Consider the following 16,923-nt stretch of genomic DNA (forward strand, 5'->3'; position numbering starts at 1 on the left):
GCCCCGTGCAAGCCGTTCGTCAACATTGGCAGCGTGATCTGGCCGAGCGTCTGCGCCAGCAGAGGCTCGATCCCTTACGCTGAGTACGACCTGGCGAATCGACTGATTGCCGTACGGGTCACCCCACCCCCGCCACGATGACCTGGAGTGTGCGGAGACCCGCACACACCCCCACTCCCCCCGTGCGACATCCCAGCCAGAGCGGTCGCCAGCACCCTCGACCTTGGTCTAACCCCGTTTGCTCAAACTATTGAGCAAATAGCATTTTGCCTTTCAAGGCACGCCGATTGCCTATACTGGGTGTTGTACGCCAGACTTTTCCTGAGCGTTCGTTCTATTCACTGAAGCGTTACGCTCTCATAACGACAACTCGATTGGAGTGACACCATGCGACATGCAGCATCCAAGCTGATCGTAACCTCATGCTTGAGCGCCGCCCTGGTAGCAACCGGCGTCCAGGCCGATGACCGCGAAGATTGGCCCCGCAGCCTGACCGTGGGCACCGCCAGCCAAGGCGGCACCTACTACATCTACGGTTCCGGCTGGGCCAACCTGGTTGGTGACGCCATCGACGTTTCCTTCGGCGCTGAAGTGACCGGCGGCCCGGTCCAGAACGCCACCCTGGTACAGATGGGCGAGCACGACTTCGGCATGGTCACCATGGGACCCGCCTACCAGGCCTGGATCGGTGAGAGCGAGCTGGCGCCGGGCGTCGAGCACACCGATATACGCGCCGTCTTCCCGATGTACCAGACCACCCTGCAGATCATCACTCTGCAAGGCTCCAACATCACCTCCGTGGCTGACCTGGACGGCAAGACCGTGGGCGTGGGCCCGGCCGGCGGCACGTCGGACATGTACTACCCGCAGCTGTTCGAAAAACTCGGCCTCGACGTCGACACCCGTAACGGCGGCGCCTCCGACCAGGCAGGCCAGCTTCAGGATGGCCTGATCGACGCCTTCGCCTTCGCCGCCGGCGTGCCGATCTCGGCCTTCAGCCAGCTCGAGGCCCAGGCCAACGTCAACATCTTCTCCTTCTCCGAGGAGGACATGGATCGGGTACTGGGCGACTACCCCGAGCTGTCGCCGTCCACCATCCCGGCATCCGTGTACAACAGCCTTGAAGAAGATCTGCCGGCCATCTCCATCTGGAACTTCGCCATCACCCATAAGGACATGCCGGAATCACTGGTCTACGAAGTGACCAAGACGGTGATGGAGAACCACGAGCGTATGCAGCAGATCCACGGCGCCGCGCGTGAGACCGTGCCCGAGAACTTCGAACACAACACCTTCATGCCTTGGCATCCGGGTGCCGTGCGCTGGTTCGAAGAGAACGGCTACGACATCCCGGAAGATCTGCGCGGCTGAGTTCAATCAACGCGCCAACGACGCCGGCCTCCGGGCCGGCGTCAACGCCTCGCCCAACGCAGGCACCCGTAACCTTCTAGGCACTCCGGCATGAATCACGAAACCCAACCCAACGAAGCCGCACCCAAGATCGGCACAGATGGGGTCGCTGACGTCCCCATCGCACATAATGAGCGGGTACTCTCCGGCCTGGTCGGCCAGACGGTATTCCTCGCCTGTGTGCTGTTCACGGCCATGCACCTCTACGCCCTCAACGTATCCCCCATCGAGACCTGGACGTTTCGCATCATTCACGTGGCGGGCGGTCTCGCCGTTGGCTTCGCCATTACTGCAGCCATGACGCTGGACCGCAGCCCCGAGCAGGTACGCATCAACCGCCTCGAGTGGTTTGCCCTGATTCCCGCGGCCGCTGCCATTATCTATGCCACCTTTACGATTCTCTACGCCTGGTACATGCGCGAAGCCGGCACGCCGCCTGCCAACTGGTTGGTCGTGCATCTGAGCTGGTCGCTGGTGTTCGCCACCACCATTGCCCTGGTCAGCAGCTGGATATGGCGCAGCTCCAGCCGCTCCATCCACTGGGCCGACGCGATCCTGATCGTTGCCTCGATCCTCGTTGCCGCCTATCTCGTTCTTGTGCTCAATCGCTGGCGCATGGCTGCCGGCACGCCGTTTGCCGGGCAGAACGAATTCATGATCGCCGCCGTGGGCGTGGCCCTGATCATGGAATTGACCCGCCGTGTGGCCGGCCTCGCACTGATCGCCATCACCGGCGTCTTCCTGATCTACGCCTTCGCCGGGCCTTACCTGCCGGGCCTGCTGGAACATCGCGGGTACTCGGCCGCGCGCTTCTTCACCTATCTCTATACCGACAACGGCATCCTCGGGCCGACCACCGCCGTCTCGTCGACCTATATCATTCTATTCATCACCTTTGCCGCCTTCCTGCAGGCCTCCAAGGTGGGTGACTACTTCATCAACTTCGCCTTCGCCGCCGCCGGCCGCGCCCGGGGTGGCCCGGCCAAGGTCGCGGTGTTCGCCTCCGGCCTGATGGGCATGATCAACGGCACCTCCGCCGGCAACGTGGTGGCCACCGGCTCGCTGACCATCCCGCTGATGAAGAAGGTGGGTTACCATCCGCGCAGCGCCGGCGGTATCGAGGCAGCCGCCTCCACCGGCGGCCAGATCGTGCCGCCGATCATGGGCGCAGGCGCCTTCATCATGGCCGAGATCACCGGTATCCCCTATACCGAGATCGCCATTGCCGCGCTGATTCCCGCCGCGCTCTACTTCCTCTCCATCTACCTGATGGTCGACCTGGAAGCGCGCCGCGACGGCATGGAGGGCATGAGCAAGGACGAGATCCCGCAGTTCCGCAAACTGGTCAAGCAGGTCTATCTCTTCCTGCCCATCATCATCCTGATCGGCACCCTGTTCATGGGCTACTCGGTGATTCGTGCCGGCACCCTGGCCATGGTCAGCGCCGCCGTCGTCTCCTGGTTCACCCCGCACTGGATGGGGCCCAAGGCGCTGCTCAACGCCCTGTCACTGGGCGCACGCATGGCCATTCCGCTGATCGCCGTGTGCGCCTGTGCCGGCATCATCGTCGGGGTCATCTCGCTGACCGGGGTCGGTGCCCGCTTCGCCTCCATGCTGCTGGGCATCGCCGATGCCAGCCACCTGCTGGCGCTGTTCTTCGCCATGTGTATCTCGATCTTGCTGGGCATGGGCATGCCCACCACCGCAGCCTACGCCGTCGCCGCCTCGGTGGTCGCGCCCGGCCTGCAGCAGATCGGCATCCCGCCGCTGGTCGCCCACTTCTTCGTGTTCTACTACGCGGTGCTCTCGGCGATAACGCCACCCGTCGCACTGGCCGGCTATGCCGCCGCGGCCATCGCCAACACCGATCCGCTGAAAACGGCCATGACCTCCTTCAAGTTCGGCCTGGCCGCCTTCATCGTGCCCTTCATGTTCTTCTACAGCCCGGCGCTGCTGATGGATGGCACCTGGATGCAGATCCTGCGCGTTGCCATCACCGCCGCCATCGGCATCTACCTGCTGGCGGCCGCCGTCCAGGGCTGGTTCCTCAACGGTGTAGCCAACCTGGTGCAGCGTGTCCTGCTGTTGGCAGCGGCACTGTCGATGATCGCCGGCGGCTGGATGACCGACCTGGTCGGCCTGGGTATCGGGGGGCTGGTCTTCCTGTGGCAAGCCGCCGCCCTCAAGGCCAAGCCCGGCGTCCCGAACTGAGTCCTCGGCTCGACTGAGTCCTCGGCTCGAACGCCAGCAAGCCCGGCCGGGGCGGCATCCGCCGCTCCGGCCGTTTAGTCAGCAAGACCGAACAACCGCAGGAGGCAAGCCATGGCTAGCTTACGGTGTACGATCCTCCCCCCCCTCCTTGCCGCCGGCACCCTGTTGGCCAGCACTCTGCTGGCCGGCAACGCCCTCTCCGACGAGCGCGACGACTGGCCCGAGCGGGTCCACCTGGGTACCGCCTCCCTCGGCGGCACCTATCAGGTCGTTGGCGACGGCCTGGTGACCCACATCAGCGACACGCTGGACGTGCTTGCCTTGTCCCAGGCCACCGGCGGGCCCTACCACAACATGACGCTGGTCCATACGGGAGAAGCGGAGCTGGGTCTGGTTACCCTGGGCCCGGCCCGGGAACTGTGGGACGGAGAGGGCGTCGCCGCTCCCGGCGAAGAGATGCGCAACGTCCGCGCCCTCTTCCCCATGTACCAGACGCCCTTCCATGTGGTGACGATGGCCGACTCGGGGATCGAGAGCATCGACGACCTGAGCGGCAAGCGGGTCGGCGTGGGTCCCATGGGCGGCACCTGTGCCGCCTACTGGCCACAGTTTCTGGACGCACTGGGCGTCGAGGACGTCCACCTGCAGTACGCCGGGGCCAATCACCTGGCGGACTACCTGCCGTCGCGGCTCAGCGATGCCTTTGCCTTCTGTGCCGGCCTGCCGATCCGCGCCTTCCAGCGCCTCGAGCGCAACCATGATGTACACATGTTCGGGCTGACCGAGGACGAGCAGGCCACGCTGATGGAAGCTTTCCCGGTCGCCTCGTTCGAGATCCCCGCCGATACCTACGCGTCCATGGATGCCCCCCATGCGTCGGTGGCCTTCTGGAACTTCGCCATCGGCCATAAGGATCTCCCCGAGAGCTTTGTCTATGAGCTGATGAAGCTGGTGCTGGATGACAACGAAACCATGGAGGCGATCCACCCCGCCATGGCCGAAGCCAGGGCGGAACACCTGGACAAGAACGATGTGCTCTGGTTCCACCCCGGAGCGGTGCGCTATTACGAGGAGCAAGGCCTCGAGGTACCGACTGCCATGCTGCCGCCGGAGATGCGCCCGGAGGAGGAAGCGGCAGACGTCGCCGCCGATGACGCCAACGACGAGACGATGCCAACGGACACCACCGACTAACCCCCGGCAACACAGCAGAAGGCCCCGCCTTGGCGGGGCCTTCTGCGTTCTCGGCCATGCTGTCGTCCGTCAGAACTCGACCGTGCCGCAGGCCATGCGATCACCGCCACCGCCAAGATGAGGCTCGTCCGAGTAGGTATCGCCCCCTGCATGGATCATCAGGCTTCGCCCATCCATGTCATCGAGGCTGAGTCGCGGTGCCAGCACCGGCAGGTTGGCTTCACCCTCCTCATTGACGACCAGTACCGGCAGATCACCCAGGTGACCGTCGCCATAGGGGCCCTGGTGGGTATCGGTATCGTCGGGGTCATAGTGCCCGCCCGCCTCGCCGGCCGCGGTCATCTCGCCGTCGTCGTTCTCGCTTGGCTCGCAGCTGGCATGCTCATGCACGTGAAAGCCGTAGACACCCGGCGGTAACCCGCTCAGGTCGGGCGTAAGCAGCAGACCACCGTGGCTCTCTTCCAGCGTGATGGTACCGATGGCGTCCTCGATACCATCGGCACTCACCAGATTTATCTCGACGTCATGTCGCTCGTCGGCGTGGCTGGCACTGGCGGCCAGCAGAAGGGAGGCGGCAGCGACTCCCGGTAGGATGGCATTGCGCATCTAGCGTCTCCTGTTCCTGATTCCATGGACATGCATGGATCAAGCTAGACGCTGAAACGACAGCAGGCCAGTGCTCAGCTCAGATTGTCGAGTATGCGCAGGCTCGGTGTGGCCTGATTGAGCGTATAGAAGTGAAGGCCCGGGGCACCACCATCCAGCAGTCGCTGGCACAGCCGTGAAACCACTTCCTCGCCGAAGGCCGCAATGGATTCGCTGTCATCGCCATAGGCCTCGAGCTGCTTGCGAATCCAGCGTGGGATCTCTGCACCGCAGGCGTCGGAGAATCGTGCCAGTTTGGTGTAGTTGGTGATCGGCATGATGCCCGGGATAATGGGCGCCTCGACGCCCAGCGCACGCGCCCGCTCCACGAAGTGGAAGTAGGCATCGGCGGTGAAGAAATACTGGGTGACGGCGAGGTTGGCTCCCGCCTTCATCTTGCGCACGAAGTTCTCCAGGTCCTTCTCGAAGCTGGGCGCCTGGGGGTGGGATTCCGGATAGGCCGCCACCGCGATCTCGAAGTGATCGCCGGTCTCCTCACGGATGAACTCGACGAGCTCGTTGGCGTAGCGCAGCTCGCCGATGCCGCCCATGCCTGAGGGAAGATCCCCCCTCAGCGCCACCAGGCTGTCGATGCCCTGCTCACGATAGCGATGCAGCAGGTCACGCAGCTGGGCTTTCTCGCTACCGACACAGGAGAGATGCGGGGCGGTGGTGATACCCGACTCGCGCACGGCCTGCACGGTACTGATGGTGCGAGCCTGGGTGGAACCGCCGGCGCCGTAGGTCACCGAGAAGAAGCGCGGGTTGCGTTCGGCAAGGGCATCGCGCACACCCATCAGCTTCTCACGCCCGAGGTCGGTATTCGGCGGAAAGAATTCGTAACTGATACCCAGCGGGTGTGCCTGCGTGCTCATCGGTCAATCTCTCTTCGTTAGCCGGCGAGGCCGAAATGGGCCGCGCCACGATGTATCGATCACTCTGCTTCGAGTCTATGGCCACCATTTTGCCGGGCAGCCTCAAGAGAGACCAATGAAAGTTTCCGGGCATGCACATTAGTTCCGGTCATGTTGAGGGCAGCGGTCGACGCGACTCGCTGACAGAAGCGTGAGCGCCAGGCATCATGACGGCTTTCGGCAAGGGATTGAAAAGACGATGATCGACCCCGGCGCCCTGATGGGCCCTCTCTGGACGCTGCTGGCCTTCGTCGGCCTGGGCTGGCTGGCGGCTCGGCATCTGGCCGTGGACCCGCGCCCCATCGCCACGCTGCTGATCTACCTCATTGCCCCGCTCACCTTCTTTCGCGGCCTCACCCTCGGCGGCCCGACACCGGGGTACCTGCTGCTGACCCTGGCCCTGTTCGCGCTGGCCAGTCTGATGGCCATCCTCGTCAATCTGGTGGGCAAGCGCTTTCTCCCCGCCCAGGAGAGCGCCCTGCTGGCCTTTTCGGCCGGCACCGGCAACACCGGCTACTTTGGCCTGCCGATCGCCATGGTCCTGCTGCCCCCCGAAGGCGTGACGCTCTACCTGTTCTGTGTCCTCGGGGTCACCCTCTACGAGTTCACGGTGGGCTTCTATCTCAGCGCCCGGGGCCAGTTTTCGGTACGTCAGAGCCTGATCAAGATCATCCGGCTGCCGCTGATCTACGCCTTCCTCGCCGCCCTGCTGGCCAGTGGCCTGGGGCTGGCGATTCCCGTCGCAATCATGGACGGCCTGGCCGTGTTCCCGGCCACCTATACCCTGCTGGGCATGATGATCATCGGCATGACCCTGAGTCGCGTATCGGTAAGGGAGTTCGACGGCCGCTTCATCAGTGCCTGCGTGGCGGTGCGTTTCGGCCTCTGGCCCCTGGTCGCACTGCTGGCCGTGCTCGGTCTGCAGGCGTTCTTTTCACTGTCGATCGAGCTGGCCATGGCCCTGCTGCTGGTGGGGGTAGTGCCCATGGCCGCCAATGTGGTGGTGGTCGCCATGGAGCTAGGCATCCGGCCGGAAAAGGGTGCCATTGCGGTGCTGCTGACCACCCTGGCGGCGCCGTTGCTGATCCCCTTCTACCTGGAGGGCCTGATACGCCTGACCGGGCTGGGGTGAAATAGGGCAGCCCACCCATCAGCCGTCTTGCAACCCATGCCGGCATGGCTAGCCTGTAAGGAAACCCCTGCACAGGAAGGAGAGGACCATGTCACGGCTATCAGGAGTCGGCTGGGGCGCCCTGTTGTGCGCCCTGCTGCTGTTCGTAAGCCCTGTCCAGGCTCACCATGGCTGGATCGGTGGCGAGACCATCGAACTCAGCGGCACCATCACCTGGGTACGCCTGGGCAATCCCCACGGCGAGCTGACCCTGGACGTCGACGGGGAGGAGTGGACGGTAGAGGTGGGGCAGCCCTGGCGCAACGAGCGCGCCGGCCTGGAAGAGGGCGACCTGGCCGAAGGGGTGACCCTGCGCGTGTCTGGCGAACATGCCGCTGAACGGCTGCTCAAGGCCGAGCAGCTGTGGATCGGCGAAGAGCACTACGTCCTCTACCCCGGGCGCATCTAAGCCCGATGGAAGAGCTGCTGACTCGGCTGGCGGCGACTCCGCTGGCCGAGTGGATGCGCCTGTCGCGGTGGGGCTATGCCGTTGTCAACGCCCTGCATGTGCTGGGTATTGGCCTGATGATCGGCGCCATCGCTGCGCTCGACCTGCGCCTGATGGGGTGGCGCCGCGACCTCCCGCTTTCCGCACTGGCCCGGTTGCTGCAGCCGGTGGCTATCGGCGGGCTGCTGCTGGCCATCGCCATAGGTGGCCTGCTGTTTCTCGCCGACCCCACCGGCTATGCCGGCATGCCGCTCTTCCAGCTCAAGCTGGGACTGATCGGCCTGGCGATCGCCAATGCCCTGCTGCTCAACCTGGGGCCGGGGCTGGCCAAGGCAACGGCGCTACGGCTGCGTATCAGCGGTGCCCTGTCACTTGGCCTGTGGCTCTCCGCACTGGTTGCCGGACGCTTCCTCGCCTTCGTCGATGGCTAGTAGCGATAGGTGTCGGGCTTGAAGGGCCCCTCCACCGGCACCCCGGTGTACTCGGCCTGGTCCTCGGTCTGGCGTGTGAGCACCCCGCCGAAGCCCTCGACCATGTAGCGGGCCACCTCTTCATCGAGATGGCGCGGCAGCACGGTGACTTCCAGGCCGTCGCGCCGCGCCTCCTCGGGCAGGTCGGCGAAGCGTCGCTCGAAGAGATGGATCTGCGCCAGCACCTGATTGGCGAAGGAGCCGTCCATGATCCGCGAAGGGTGGCCCGTGGCATTGCCCAGGTTGACCAGGCGGCCTTCGGAGAGCAGCAGCAGGTAGTCGCTGCTTGCCGGGTCGAAGCTGCCCGGCTTGCTGTCGCGATAGACCTTGTGCACCTGGGGCTTGACCTCCTCCCAGTGCCAGTGGCGACGCATGTAGCCGGTATCGATCTCGTTGTCGAAGTGACCGATGTTGCAGACCACAGCGCCGGACTTGAGGGCGCCGAGCATGGCGGCATCGCAGGCGCGGATGTTGCCGGTGCAGGTCACCACCAGGTCGATCCGGCCCAGCAGTGCCCGGTCGACGCTCTCCGACCCGCGATTGACGCCATCCACATAGGGCGAGACCACTTCAAAGCCGTCCATGCACGCCTGCATGGCGCAGATCGGGTCGATCTCGGCGACCTTGACGATCATGCCCTCCTGGCGCAGCGACGCCGCCGAGCCCTTGCCCACGTCGCCGTAGCCCACCACCAGCGCCTGCTTGCCGGCCAGCAGATGATCCAGGCCCCGCTTGATCGCATCGTTGAGCGAATGGCGGCAGCCGTACTTGTTGTCGTTCTTCGACTTGGTCACGGCGTCGTTGACGTTGATGGCCGGCACCTTGAGCAAGCCGTCGCGCAGCATCTCCTGGAGCCGGTGCACGCCGGTAGTGGTCTCCTCCGAGATGCCATGAATCTCGGCCAGCAGTTCCGGGCGCTTCTCATGCAACAGGGCCGTGAGGTCGCCGCCGTCGTCCAGCACCATGTTGGGTCGCCAGTCGTCGGGGCCTTCCACGGTCTGCTCGATGCACCACCAGAACTCCTCCTCCGTCTCGCCCTTCCAGGCGAACACCGGGATGCCGGCGGCCGCGATGGCGGCGGCAGCATGATCCTGGGTAGAGAAGATGTTGCAGGACGACCAGCGCACCGAGGCGCCCAAGTCTATCAGGGTCTCGATCAGCACCGCGGTCTGGATGGTCATGTGGATGCACCCGGCGATGCGGGCGCCCGCCAGCGGCTGCTCTGCGTGGTATTTGCGGCGGATCGCCATCAGCGCGGGCATCTCGGTCTCGGCGATGCGAATCTCGCGACGCCCCCAGTCGGCCAGCGTGATATCGGCAACCTTGTGATCCTGAGCATTCAGGGCAGAAACGGCGGCCTGGTTCATGCGTCACCTCGTCGATTGGAATCGGTGACCCTCACTATAGGCCCAGCGGGGCCGCCCGCGCCAAGTCATCCCTTTCACGCAAGGCGAAGCCGCAGCGGCCACACCAGACGACGACGCCCGGCACAGGGCCGGGCGTCTGTCTGTCACGCAGGCTGGCTGCCGGGTATCGGTTAGAGGCCGGCGGCCTGACGCAGCGCCTGGGCGCGATCGATCCGCTCCCAGGGAAAGGCCGTGAAGGTCTCGGTCTGCTCCTGCCCCTTGTCGTCCTTCCAGCTGTAGGAGGTCTCGAAGGGCTCGCGGCCGAAATGACCATAGGCCGCGGTGAGCTGATACATGGGGTGAAGCAGGTCGAGCATGCGGGTGATGGCAAAGGGGCGCAGGTCGAAGTGCTCGCGCACCAGCTCGATGATGCGCGCCTCGTCCACCTTGCCGGTGCCGAAGGTATTGATCGCCACCGAGGTCGGCTGGGCCACGCCGATGGCGTAGGAAACCTGGATCTCGCACTTGTCGGCCAGGCCGCCGGCGACGATGTTCTTGGCCACGTAGCGGCCGGCGTAGGCGGCGCTGCGGTCGACCTTGGAGGGGTCCTTGCCGGAGAAGGCGCCGCCCCCATGGCGTGCCATGCCGCCGTAGGTATCGACGATGATCTTGCGCCCGGTCAGCCCGCAGTCGCCTACCGGCCCACCGATGACGAACTTGCCGGTGGGGTTGATATGGTACTGGGTCGCCTCGGTGAGCCACTCCTCGGGGATCACCTGCTCGATGATCTCGTGCTTGACCATCTTGCGCAGTTCGACCTGGTCGATCTCCGGGTCGTGCTGGGTCGACAACACCACCGCCTCCACGCCGCAGGGCATGCCGGCCTCGTCGTAGCGGAAGGTGACCTGGCTCTTGGCGTCCGGGCGCAGCCAGGGCAGCAGGCCGTTCTTGCGCAGCTCGGCCTGACGCTCCACCAGCCGGTGGGCATAGTGGATCGGCGCCGGCATGAAGGAGTCGGTCTCGTTGGTGGCGTAGCCGAACATCAGCCCCTGGTCGCCGGCACCCTGGTCCTCAGGCTTGACGCGGTCGACCCCCTGGGCGATGTCCACGCTCTGCTTGCCGATCAGGTTGAGCACGCCGCAGGTCTCGCCATCGAAGCCCACCTCGGAGGAGGTGTAGCCGATACCGGTGATGACCTCGCGCACCAGCGCCTCGAGATCGACCCAGGCCGAGGTGGTGATTTCGCCGGCGACGATCGCCACGCCGGTCTTGACCAGCGTCTCGCAGGCGACACGGGCCTGCTTGTCCCGGGCGATGATGGCATCCAGCACCGCATCGGAAATCTGATCGGCGATCTTGTCCGGATGTCCTTCGGACACGGACTCGGAGGTGAACAGGGAGTATTCGCTCATGGGCATCCTCGACCATCTGGGTAACGTCAAAACGCTGCAGCGCAATTCCCGTCAGGATAACAGCCTCTGCCGGTACAGGCGGAATCGAGACGACAGGAAAGAGAATCCAGGGTTTTCGGGGCCAAGAGTTTACACGCTGGTACCTTTGGAGACACCCGCCATTTGATGACCGGCGGCAAGTCGGCGACAATAGGCGGCCGAAATTCTACCGCGCCGCCGCCATCCTGCGGCGCCCCAGCCAGAATGAAAACCCGGCAGGCACTTGGGTGCCGCCGTGGACTGCCCATTCTGCCGCAGGTGAGGAGCCAACCCAATGCCGTCCCGTTTCGAACTGGCCAATGCCATTCGCGCCCTGTCCATGGATGCCGTACAGAAGGCCAAGTCCGGCCATCCCGGCGCCCCCATGGGCATGGCCGACATCGCCGAAGTGCTGTGGAACGACTACCTCAAGCACAACCCCAACGACCCGAAATGGCCCGACCGCGATCGCTTCGTGCTCTCCAACGGCCACGGCTCGATGCTGCTCTACTCGCTGCTGCACCTGACCGGCTACGACCTCAGCCTCGAGGAGCTGCAGAATTTCCGCCAGCTCCATGCCAAGACCGCCGGGCACCCGGAGTTCGGCTATGCCCCCGGCATCGAGACCACCACCGGCCCGCTGGGCCAGGGCCTGGCCAATGCCGTGGGCATGGCCATCGCCGAGAAGACCCTGGCGGCCCAGTTCAACCGCCCGGGACACACCGTCGTCGACCACAACACCTGGTGCTTCGTGGGCGACGGCTGCCTGATGGAGGGTATCTCCCATGAGGTCGGCTCACTGGCCGGCACCCTGGGCCTGGGCAAGCTGATCACCTTCTACGACGACAACGGCATCTCCATCGACGGCGAGGTGGAAGGCTGGTTCACCGACGATACCGCCAAGCGCTTCGAGGCCTATGGCTGGCACGTGGTGCCCAACGTCGATGGCCACAAGCCCGATGAGGTCAAGGCGGCCATCGAGCTGGCCAAGAGCCAGGACGACCGGCCGAGCCTGATCATCTGCAAGACCGTCATCGGCTTCGGCGCCCCCAACAAGCAGGGCAAGGAAGAGTGCCACGGCGCCCCGCTGGGCGACGACGAGGTCGCCGCGGCCCGCGAGCAGCTCGACTGGCCCCATGCGCCCTTCCACGTGCCCGAGCCGGTCTACCAGGGCTGGGACGCCCGCGAGGCAGGCAAGAGCGCCCAGGAGGCGTGGCAGGCCAAATTCGATCGCTACCGCGAGGCCCACCCGGCACTGGCCAAGGAATTTCTGCGCCGCATCCAGTGCAAGCTGCCGACGGAGATCACCAGCGAGGCCTTGATCGAGAAGGCCCAGCAGCAGGGCGAGAGCATCGCTTCGCGCAAGGCGTCGCTGGCCTGCCTGAACGAGCTGGGCCCTCAGCTGCCCGAACTGCTTGGCGGCAGCGCCGACCTGGCGCCCTCCAACCTGACCTTCTGGAGCGGCGCCAAGGCGATCTCCAAGGAGGATGCCAGCGGCAACTACCTGCACTACGGCGTGCGCGAGTTCGGCATGGGCGCGATCATGAACGGCATCGTGCTTCACGGCGGGTTCATTCCCTACGGCGCCACCTTCCTGATCTTCATGGAGTACATGCGCAACTCGGTGCGCATGGCGGCACTGATGGGCAAGCGTGCCATCTACGTCTTCACCCACGACTCCATCGGCCTGGGCGAGGACGGCCCCACCCACCAGCCCATCGAGCAACTGACCAACCTGCGTACCACGCCGAACCTGTGCACCTGGCGCCCCTGCGACGCGGTGGAGACCGCCGCCGCCTGGGATGCCGCCATCAAGCGCAACTCCGGGCCCACGGCGCTGGTGCTGTCGCGCCAGAACCTGCCGCACCAGGCGCGCAGCAAGCAGCAGCTGGCCGAGATACAGTGCGGCGGGTACATCCTGCGCGACTGCGCGGGCACTCCCGAGCTGATCCTGATCGCCACCGGCTCCGAGGTGGGGCTGGCCATGGAGGCCGCCGCCGAACTGGAAGGCCAGGGTCATGCCATTCGCGTGGTCTCGATGCCCTCGGCCTACCGCTTCGACGGCCAGGACGCCGAGTACCGCGACAGCGTGCTGCCGAGGGCAGTGACCAAGCGCATCGCCATCGAGGCCGGCCACGCCGACTACTGGTACAAGTATGTCGGCCTCGACGGCCGGGTGATCGGCATGCGCACCTACGGCGAATCCGCCCCGGCGGAGGACCTGTTCAAGCACTTCGGCTTCACCGTCGATAACGTCGTCAAGCAGGCCAAGGAGCTGCTGGGCTGATGGCCAGCCAGCACTGAGCGGGAATAGTAAGGGCGCGACCTGACGGTCGCGCCCTTTTTCCTTTGGCCTGGCTGCATCCTCAGGCGACAGTCACACCCTTGTCCAGGTAGACATCCTGGATGGCCTGGAGCAGCTCCACGCCTTCGGTGACCGGCTTCTGGAAGGCCTTGCGACCGGAGATCAGCCCCATGCCGCCGGCACGCTTGTTGATCACCGCGGTACGCACCGCCTCGCCCAGGTCGGTATTGCCCTTGGAGCCGCCCCCGGAGTTGATCAGCCCGGCGCGCCCCATATAGCAGCAGGCCACCTGATAACGAGCCAGATCGATGGGATGATCCGAGGTCAGTTCTTCGTAGACCTTGGCGTGAGTATGGCCAAAGCCGATATCGCTGTAGCCACCGTTGGTTTCCGGCAGCTTCTGCTTGACGATATCCGCCTTGAGCGTCGAGGCGAGGTGATTGGCCTGACCGGTGAGGTCGGCGGCCACGTGGTAATCCTTGCCATCCTGCTTGAAACCCGGGTTGCGCAGGTAGGCCCAGAGCACCGTCGCCATGCCCAGCTGGTGGGCCCGCTCGAAGGCCTCGCTGATCTCCATGATCTGGCGGCGGCTTTCCGGCGAGCCGAAGTAGATGGTCGCACCCACCGCGGCACAGCCCATGTCGTGGGCCTGCTCCACCTCGGCGAACAGCGTCTGGTCATAGATCGCCGGATAGGTCAGGGTCTCGTTGTGGTTGAGCTTGAGGATCATGGGAATGCGGTGGGCATAGCGACGCGCCACCGACGACAGCACGCCGAGCGTCGAGGCGACGCCATTGCAGCCCCCCTCCAGGGCCAGCTCGACGATGTTGGCCGGATCGAAGTAGCGCGGGTTCGGCGCGAAGGAGGCGCCGGCGGAATGCTCGATGCCCTGATCGACCGGCAGCAGGCTCAGGTAGCCGGTACCCGCCAGGCGGCCATGATTGAACAGCGCCTGCAGGTTGCGCAGCACGGCGGGGCTGCGGTCGCTGTCGCACACCACGCGGTCGATGAAGTCGGGGCCGGGCAGGTGCAGCTGCTCACGGGGAAATCCGCGACAGCGGTGATCGAGCAGGTATTCGGCGTCGTCACCCAGTAGTTGGGGAATATCAGTCATATTGCTCCTCTCCTTGGTTTTGGCCTTCACTTTCCCCAGCGTAGTGGAAACCGTACCGAGCGCGCGCCTCGCTTGCAAATGCAGGCGCCCTCCCGGTGGGAGAGCGCCTCGAAGAGCGACCATCGCTCAGGCTGCCCTGACCTCGATGCGACGCCGATGGTGGGACTGCTTCTTCGGCAGCAGCAGGTGCAGCAGGCCGTTGTCGAGTCGGGCCTCGATCGCCTCGGCATCGATCTCGTGGCTCAGGGTGAAGCGACGTGCGAAGCGCTGTGCCTGCACCTCGGCATAGATCGCCGACATCCCTTCCGGCATGTCGAGGCGGATCTCGCCCTCGATGGTCAGCACATTGTTGTCCACCTCGATGCTCAGCGAGTCGGACGTGACGCCGGGCATATCGGCAACCAGGTGCAGGGCATTGCCCTCTTCATGGATATCCACCGGTGGCTGCAACGCCCTGCCGCTATCCCGCTCGGGGGCCCGGGTCTCGGCAGCCTCTCGGGGCGTATCACGACGGGTGACATCGTTCATGGCGGTTCACCTCCCTCAGTCGTCAGGCATCATGGGGATTGGATCTCGATACGACGCGGCTTGAGTTCTTCACGCTTGGGCAGGTGGATCACGAAGACCCCATTCCTCGAGCGTGCCTCGGCGCGGTCGGCATCCAGCCCTTCCGGCAGCGCGATGGAGCGGGCAAATTCGCCCCGGATGCGTTCCCGACGGAAGTAGGGGCGCCGGCCATTGTCCTGCGTCCCGGTATCCTCATCGGTACGCCGCCCCTGCAGCGTCAAGACGTTGTCCTGGATATTGATCTCCATGTCATCGGCTGACAGCCCGGCCGCAAAGACATAGACTCGCACCGCATCGTCGGTACGACCGATGTTGATCATGGGATAACTGCCAGCGGGTACCGAGCGGATGTTGGCTAGACCGGGGTCGGGAAACAGCTCGTCCAGCAGTTCCCGGAACCGGTCCGCTCCCCGCAGCGGCCCACTATCGAAACGCCTGAGATCTCCGAACATGGCGAACACCTCCTACGTAGTGGGGTTGGGATCAGGAGGCCGCCGGGTTGACCCCGAGCCTCCCTATACAGGCAAATAGGAGCGCTTGGGCGGTTTTCAAGCCCCTGACCTATCGTTTTTCGCACGGGTTTTCGAGCCGCTTATTTTCGTGCCAAGGAATGTCATGTCATCGCTCTACGGATTTCTCTGGCTGGTGGGGTTTCTGCTGTTGGGAGAGGCCCTGGTATGGCTGCTGCACCTGCCGGTCTCCCCCGGGGTGGTGGGCATGCTCGCCTTGACCCTGTGGCTGATGGTGAGAGGCCGCGTCAGCCAGGAAATACAGTCCGCCAGCCAGCCGCTGATCGCGATACTGGCCATGCTGATCATGCCCGGTGTGGTGGGGGTGTTCTTCATCGTCGAGGCGTTTGCCGGCCAGTGGCTCATCGTCGGCGTGGCGCTGGTGCTCGGCACCCTGCTCAGCGTCGCCACCACGCTCTGGCTGATGCTGCGCTTCATGCCGAAGGCGGATTCCGATGAATGAGGGCCTGGCAGGGCTGCAATCGGTGTGGCTCGAGACCCCCATGCTGGCCATCTTCCTGACCCTGGCCGCCTATCTCACCGGCGCCCGCCTCTTCCTGCGCCTGGGCAAGCCGAGCTGGTGCCCCGCGGTACTGATCGCCGCCATGCTGCTGGCCGCGACCCTGGCGCTGACCGGTATCGACTACGACGACTATCGCGCCGGCGCCGGCTGGCTGATGCTGCTGCTCGGCCCTGCCACCGTGGCACTGGCCGTGCCGCTCTACCAACAGCTGCCGCGCATTCGCGAGCTCTGGCTTCCGGTCCTCTGCACCCTGCCCCCGGCGGCCATGCTGGCCGCGCTCTACTCGGTGGGGCTCGCCTGGCTGCTCGGCGCCACGCCCGAGGTACTCGCCTCCCTGGCGCCAAAATCGGTGACCGCACCGATCGCCATGGGCATCACCGAGCAGCTCGGCGGGGTCATTCCCCTGATGATGGGCGGCCTGTTGATCACCGGCGTGATGGCCACCGCCTTCGTCGGGCTGCTGTCTCGCTGGCTGGGTATCCGCGACGAACGGGTACTGGGCTTCGTTCTGGGCGTCAACGGCCATGTGATCGGTACGGTACGCGCCTTCGAGTACGGCGCCACCGCCGGCGCCTTCGCCTCGCTGGGCATGAGCCTGACCGGCATCTTCAGCGCCCTCTTCCTGCCCCTCGCCTGGCGACTGGTGGGGCTCTAGAGCAGACGTTC

Annotated in this window: 16 protein-coding genes; 9 read left to right on the top strand and 7 right to left on the bottom strand. The window is 65.1% G+C overall.

Features of this window, described 5'->3' with window-relative positions:
* The first annotated feature begins 387 nt into the window (after nucleotides 1-387).
* The 3 genes from LY622_RS05295 (at nucleotide 388) to LY622_RS05305 (ending at nucleotide 4,815) form a co-directional block, all read left to right on the top strand.
* Nucleotides 388-1,371: a TAXI family TRAP transporter solute-binding subunit gene (locus LY622_RS05295; RefSeq protein ID WP_234280470.1), complete on the top strand. Its 984-nt coding sequence runs from the start codon at nucleotides 388-390 to the stop codon at nucleotides 1,369-1,371.
* A gap of 90 nt (nucleotides 1,372-1,461) precedes the next feature.
* The gene (locus tag LY622_RS05300) at nucleotides 1,462-3,621 is read left to right on the top strand and encodes a TRAP transporter permease (RefSeq protein WP_234289931.1); all 2,160 of its coding nucleotides are present in this window, start codon (nucleotides 1,462-1,464) and stop codon (nucleotides 3,619-3,621) included.
* 111 nt (nucleotides 3,622-3,732) lie between these two features.
* Entirely contained in the window at nucleotides 3,733-4,815 is a 1,083-nt protein-coding gene (locus LY622_RS05305) for a TAXI family TRAP transporter solute-binding subunit (protein ID WP_234289932.1), read from the top strand.
* Between the two features lie 69 nt (nucleotides 4,816-4,884).
* Here LY622_RS05305 and sodC read toward each other — a convergent pair whose 3' ends face one another.
* Both sodC and metF read right to left on the bottom strand, forming a co-directional pair.
* Nucleotides 4,885-5,421: a superoxide dismutase [Cu-Zn] SodC gene (sodC, locus tag LY622_RS05310; protein WP_234289933.1), complete on the bottom strand. Its 537-nt coding sequence runs from the start codon at nucleotides 5,419-5,421 to the stop codon at nucleotides 4,885-4,887.
* Nucleotides 5,422-5,495: 74 nt separating this feature from the next.
* Nucleotides 5,496-6,335 (bottom strand): methylenetetrahydrofolate reductase [NAD(P)H], encoded by an 840-nt coding sequence (gene metF, locus LY622_RS05315; protein ID WP_234289934.1) that lies wholly within the window; start codon nucleotides 6,333-6,335, stop codon nucleotides 5,496-5,498.
* A gap of 238 nt (nucleotides 6,336-6,573) precedes the next feature.
* On the opposite strand from metF, the gene LY622_RS05320 reads away from it, so the two are divergent.
* The 3 genes from LY622_RS05320 to LY622_RS05330 all read left to right on the top strand — a co-directional run bounded on the left by LY622_RS05320 (nucleotide 6,574) and on the right by LY622_RS05330 (nucleotide 8,424).
* On the top strand, nucleotides 6,574-7,506 hold the full coding sequence (locus LY622_RS05320) for an AEC family transporter (RefSeq protein ID WP_234289935.1): 933 nt from the start codon (nucleotides 6,574-6,576) through the stop codon (nucleotides 7,504-7,506).
* A gap of 88 nt (nucleotides 7,507-7,594) precedes the next feature.
* On the top strand, nucleotides 7,595-7,954 hold the full coding sequence (locus LY622_RS05325; RefSeq protein WP_066443465.1) for a DUF6152 family protein: 360 nt from the start codon (nucleotides 7,595-7,597) through the stop codon (nucleotides 7,952-7,954).
* Nucleotides 7,955-7,959: 5 nt separating this feature from the next.
* Nucleotides 7,960-8,424, top strand: a complete 465-nt coding sequence (locus LY622_RS05330) for a hypothetical protein (protein WP_234289936.1) — start codon at nucleotides 7,960-7,962, stop codon at nucleotides 8,422-8,424.
* Here LY622_RS05330 and ahcY read toward each other — a convergent pair.
* Both ahcY and metK read right to left on the bottom strand, forming a co-directional pair.
* The gene (gene ahcY, locus LY622_RS05335) at nucleotides 8,421-9,830 is read right to left on the bottom strand and encodes an adenosylhomocysteinase (RefSeq protein ID WP_234289937.1); all 1,410 of its coding nucleotides are present in this window, start codon (nucleotides 9,828-9,830) and stop codon (nucleotides 8,421-8,423) included. The two genes, LY622_RS05330 and ahcY, sit on opposite strands and share 4 nt — an antisense overlap.
* A gap of 170 nt (nucleotides 9,831-10,000) precedes the next feature.
* Nucleotides 10,001-11,221, bottom strand: a complete 1,221-nt coding sequence (gene metK / locus LY622_RS05340; protein WP_234289938.1) for a methionine adenosyltransferase — start codon at nucleotides 11,219-11,221, stop codon at nucleotides 10,001-10,003.
* Nucleotides 11,222-11,534: 313 nt separating this feature from the next.
* On the opposite strand from metK, the gene tkt reads away from it, so the two are divergent.
* Complete coding sequence (gene tkt / locus LY622_RS05345) at nucleotides 11,535-13,526, top strand: transketolase (protein WP_234289939.1); 1,992 nt, start codon at nucleotides 11,535-11,537, stop codon at nucleotides 13,524-13,526.
* Nucleotides 13,527-13,605: 79 nt separating this feature from the next.
* Here tkt and LY622_RS05350 read toward each other — a convergent pair whose 3' ends face one another.
* The 3 genes from LY622_RS05350 to LY622_RS05360 all read right to left on the bottom strand — a co-directional run bounded on the left by LY622_RS05350 (nucleotide 13,606) and on the right by LY622_RS05360 (nucleotide 15,677).
* Nucleotides 13,606-14,658 carry a class I fructose-bisphosphate aldolase gene (locus tag LY622_RS05350; RefSeq protein WP_234289940.1) on the bottom strand — a complete coding sequence of 351 codons (1,053 nt, stop codon included), beginning with the start codon at nucleotides 14,656-14,658 and terminating at the stop codon, nucleotides 13,606-13,608.
* A 126-nt stretch (nucleotides 14,659-14,784) separates the two neighbouring features.
* The gene (locus LY622_RS05355) at nucleotides 14,785-15,186 is read right to left on the bottom strand and encodes an Hsp20/alpha crystallin family protein (protein ID WP_234289941.1); all 402 of its coding nucleotides are present in this window, start codon (nucleotides 15,184-15,186) and stop codon (nucleotides 14,785-14,787) included.
* Nucleotides 15,187-15,215: 29 nt separating this feature from the next.
* Nucleotides 15,216-15,677, bottom strand: coding sequence for an Hsp20/alpha crystallin family protein (locus LY622_RS05360; RefSeq protein WP_234289942.1), 462 nt, complete (start codon nucleotides 15,675-15,677; stop codon nucleotides 15,216-15,218).
* A gap of 163 nt (nucleotides 15,678-15,840) precedes the next feature.
* On the opposite strand from LY622_RS05360, the gene LY622_RS05365 reads away from it, so the two are divergent.
* Nucleotides 15,841-16,197, top strand: a complete 357-nt coding sequence (locus LY622_RS05365; protein ID WP_234289943.1) for a CidA/LrgA family protein — start codon at nucleotides 15,841-15,843, stop codon at nucleotides 16,195-16,197.
* Nucleotides 16,190-16,912: an LrgB family protein gene (locus tag LY622_RS05370; RefSeq protein ID WP_234289944.1), complete on the top strand. Its 723-nt coding sequence runs from the start codon at nucleotides 16,190-16,192 to the stop codon at nucleotides 16,910-16,912. The genes LY622_RS05365 and LY622_RS05370 overlap by 8 nt, the downstream gene beginning before the upstream one ends.
* Nucleotides 16,913-16,923: the final 11 nt, after the last annotated feature.

It is taken from the genome of Halomonas alkalisoli (assembly GCF_021412585.1).
GTDB lineage: Bacteria > Pseudomonadota > Gammaproteobacteria > Pseudomonadales > Halomonadaceae > Halomonas > Halomonas alkalisoli.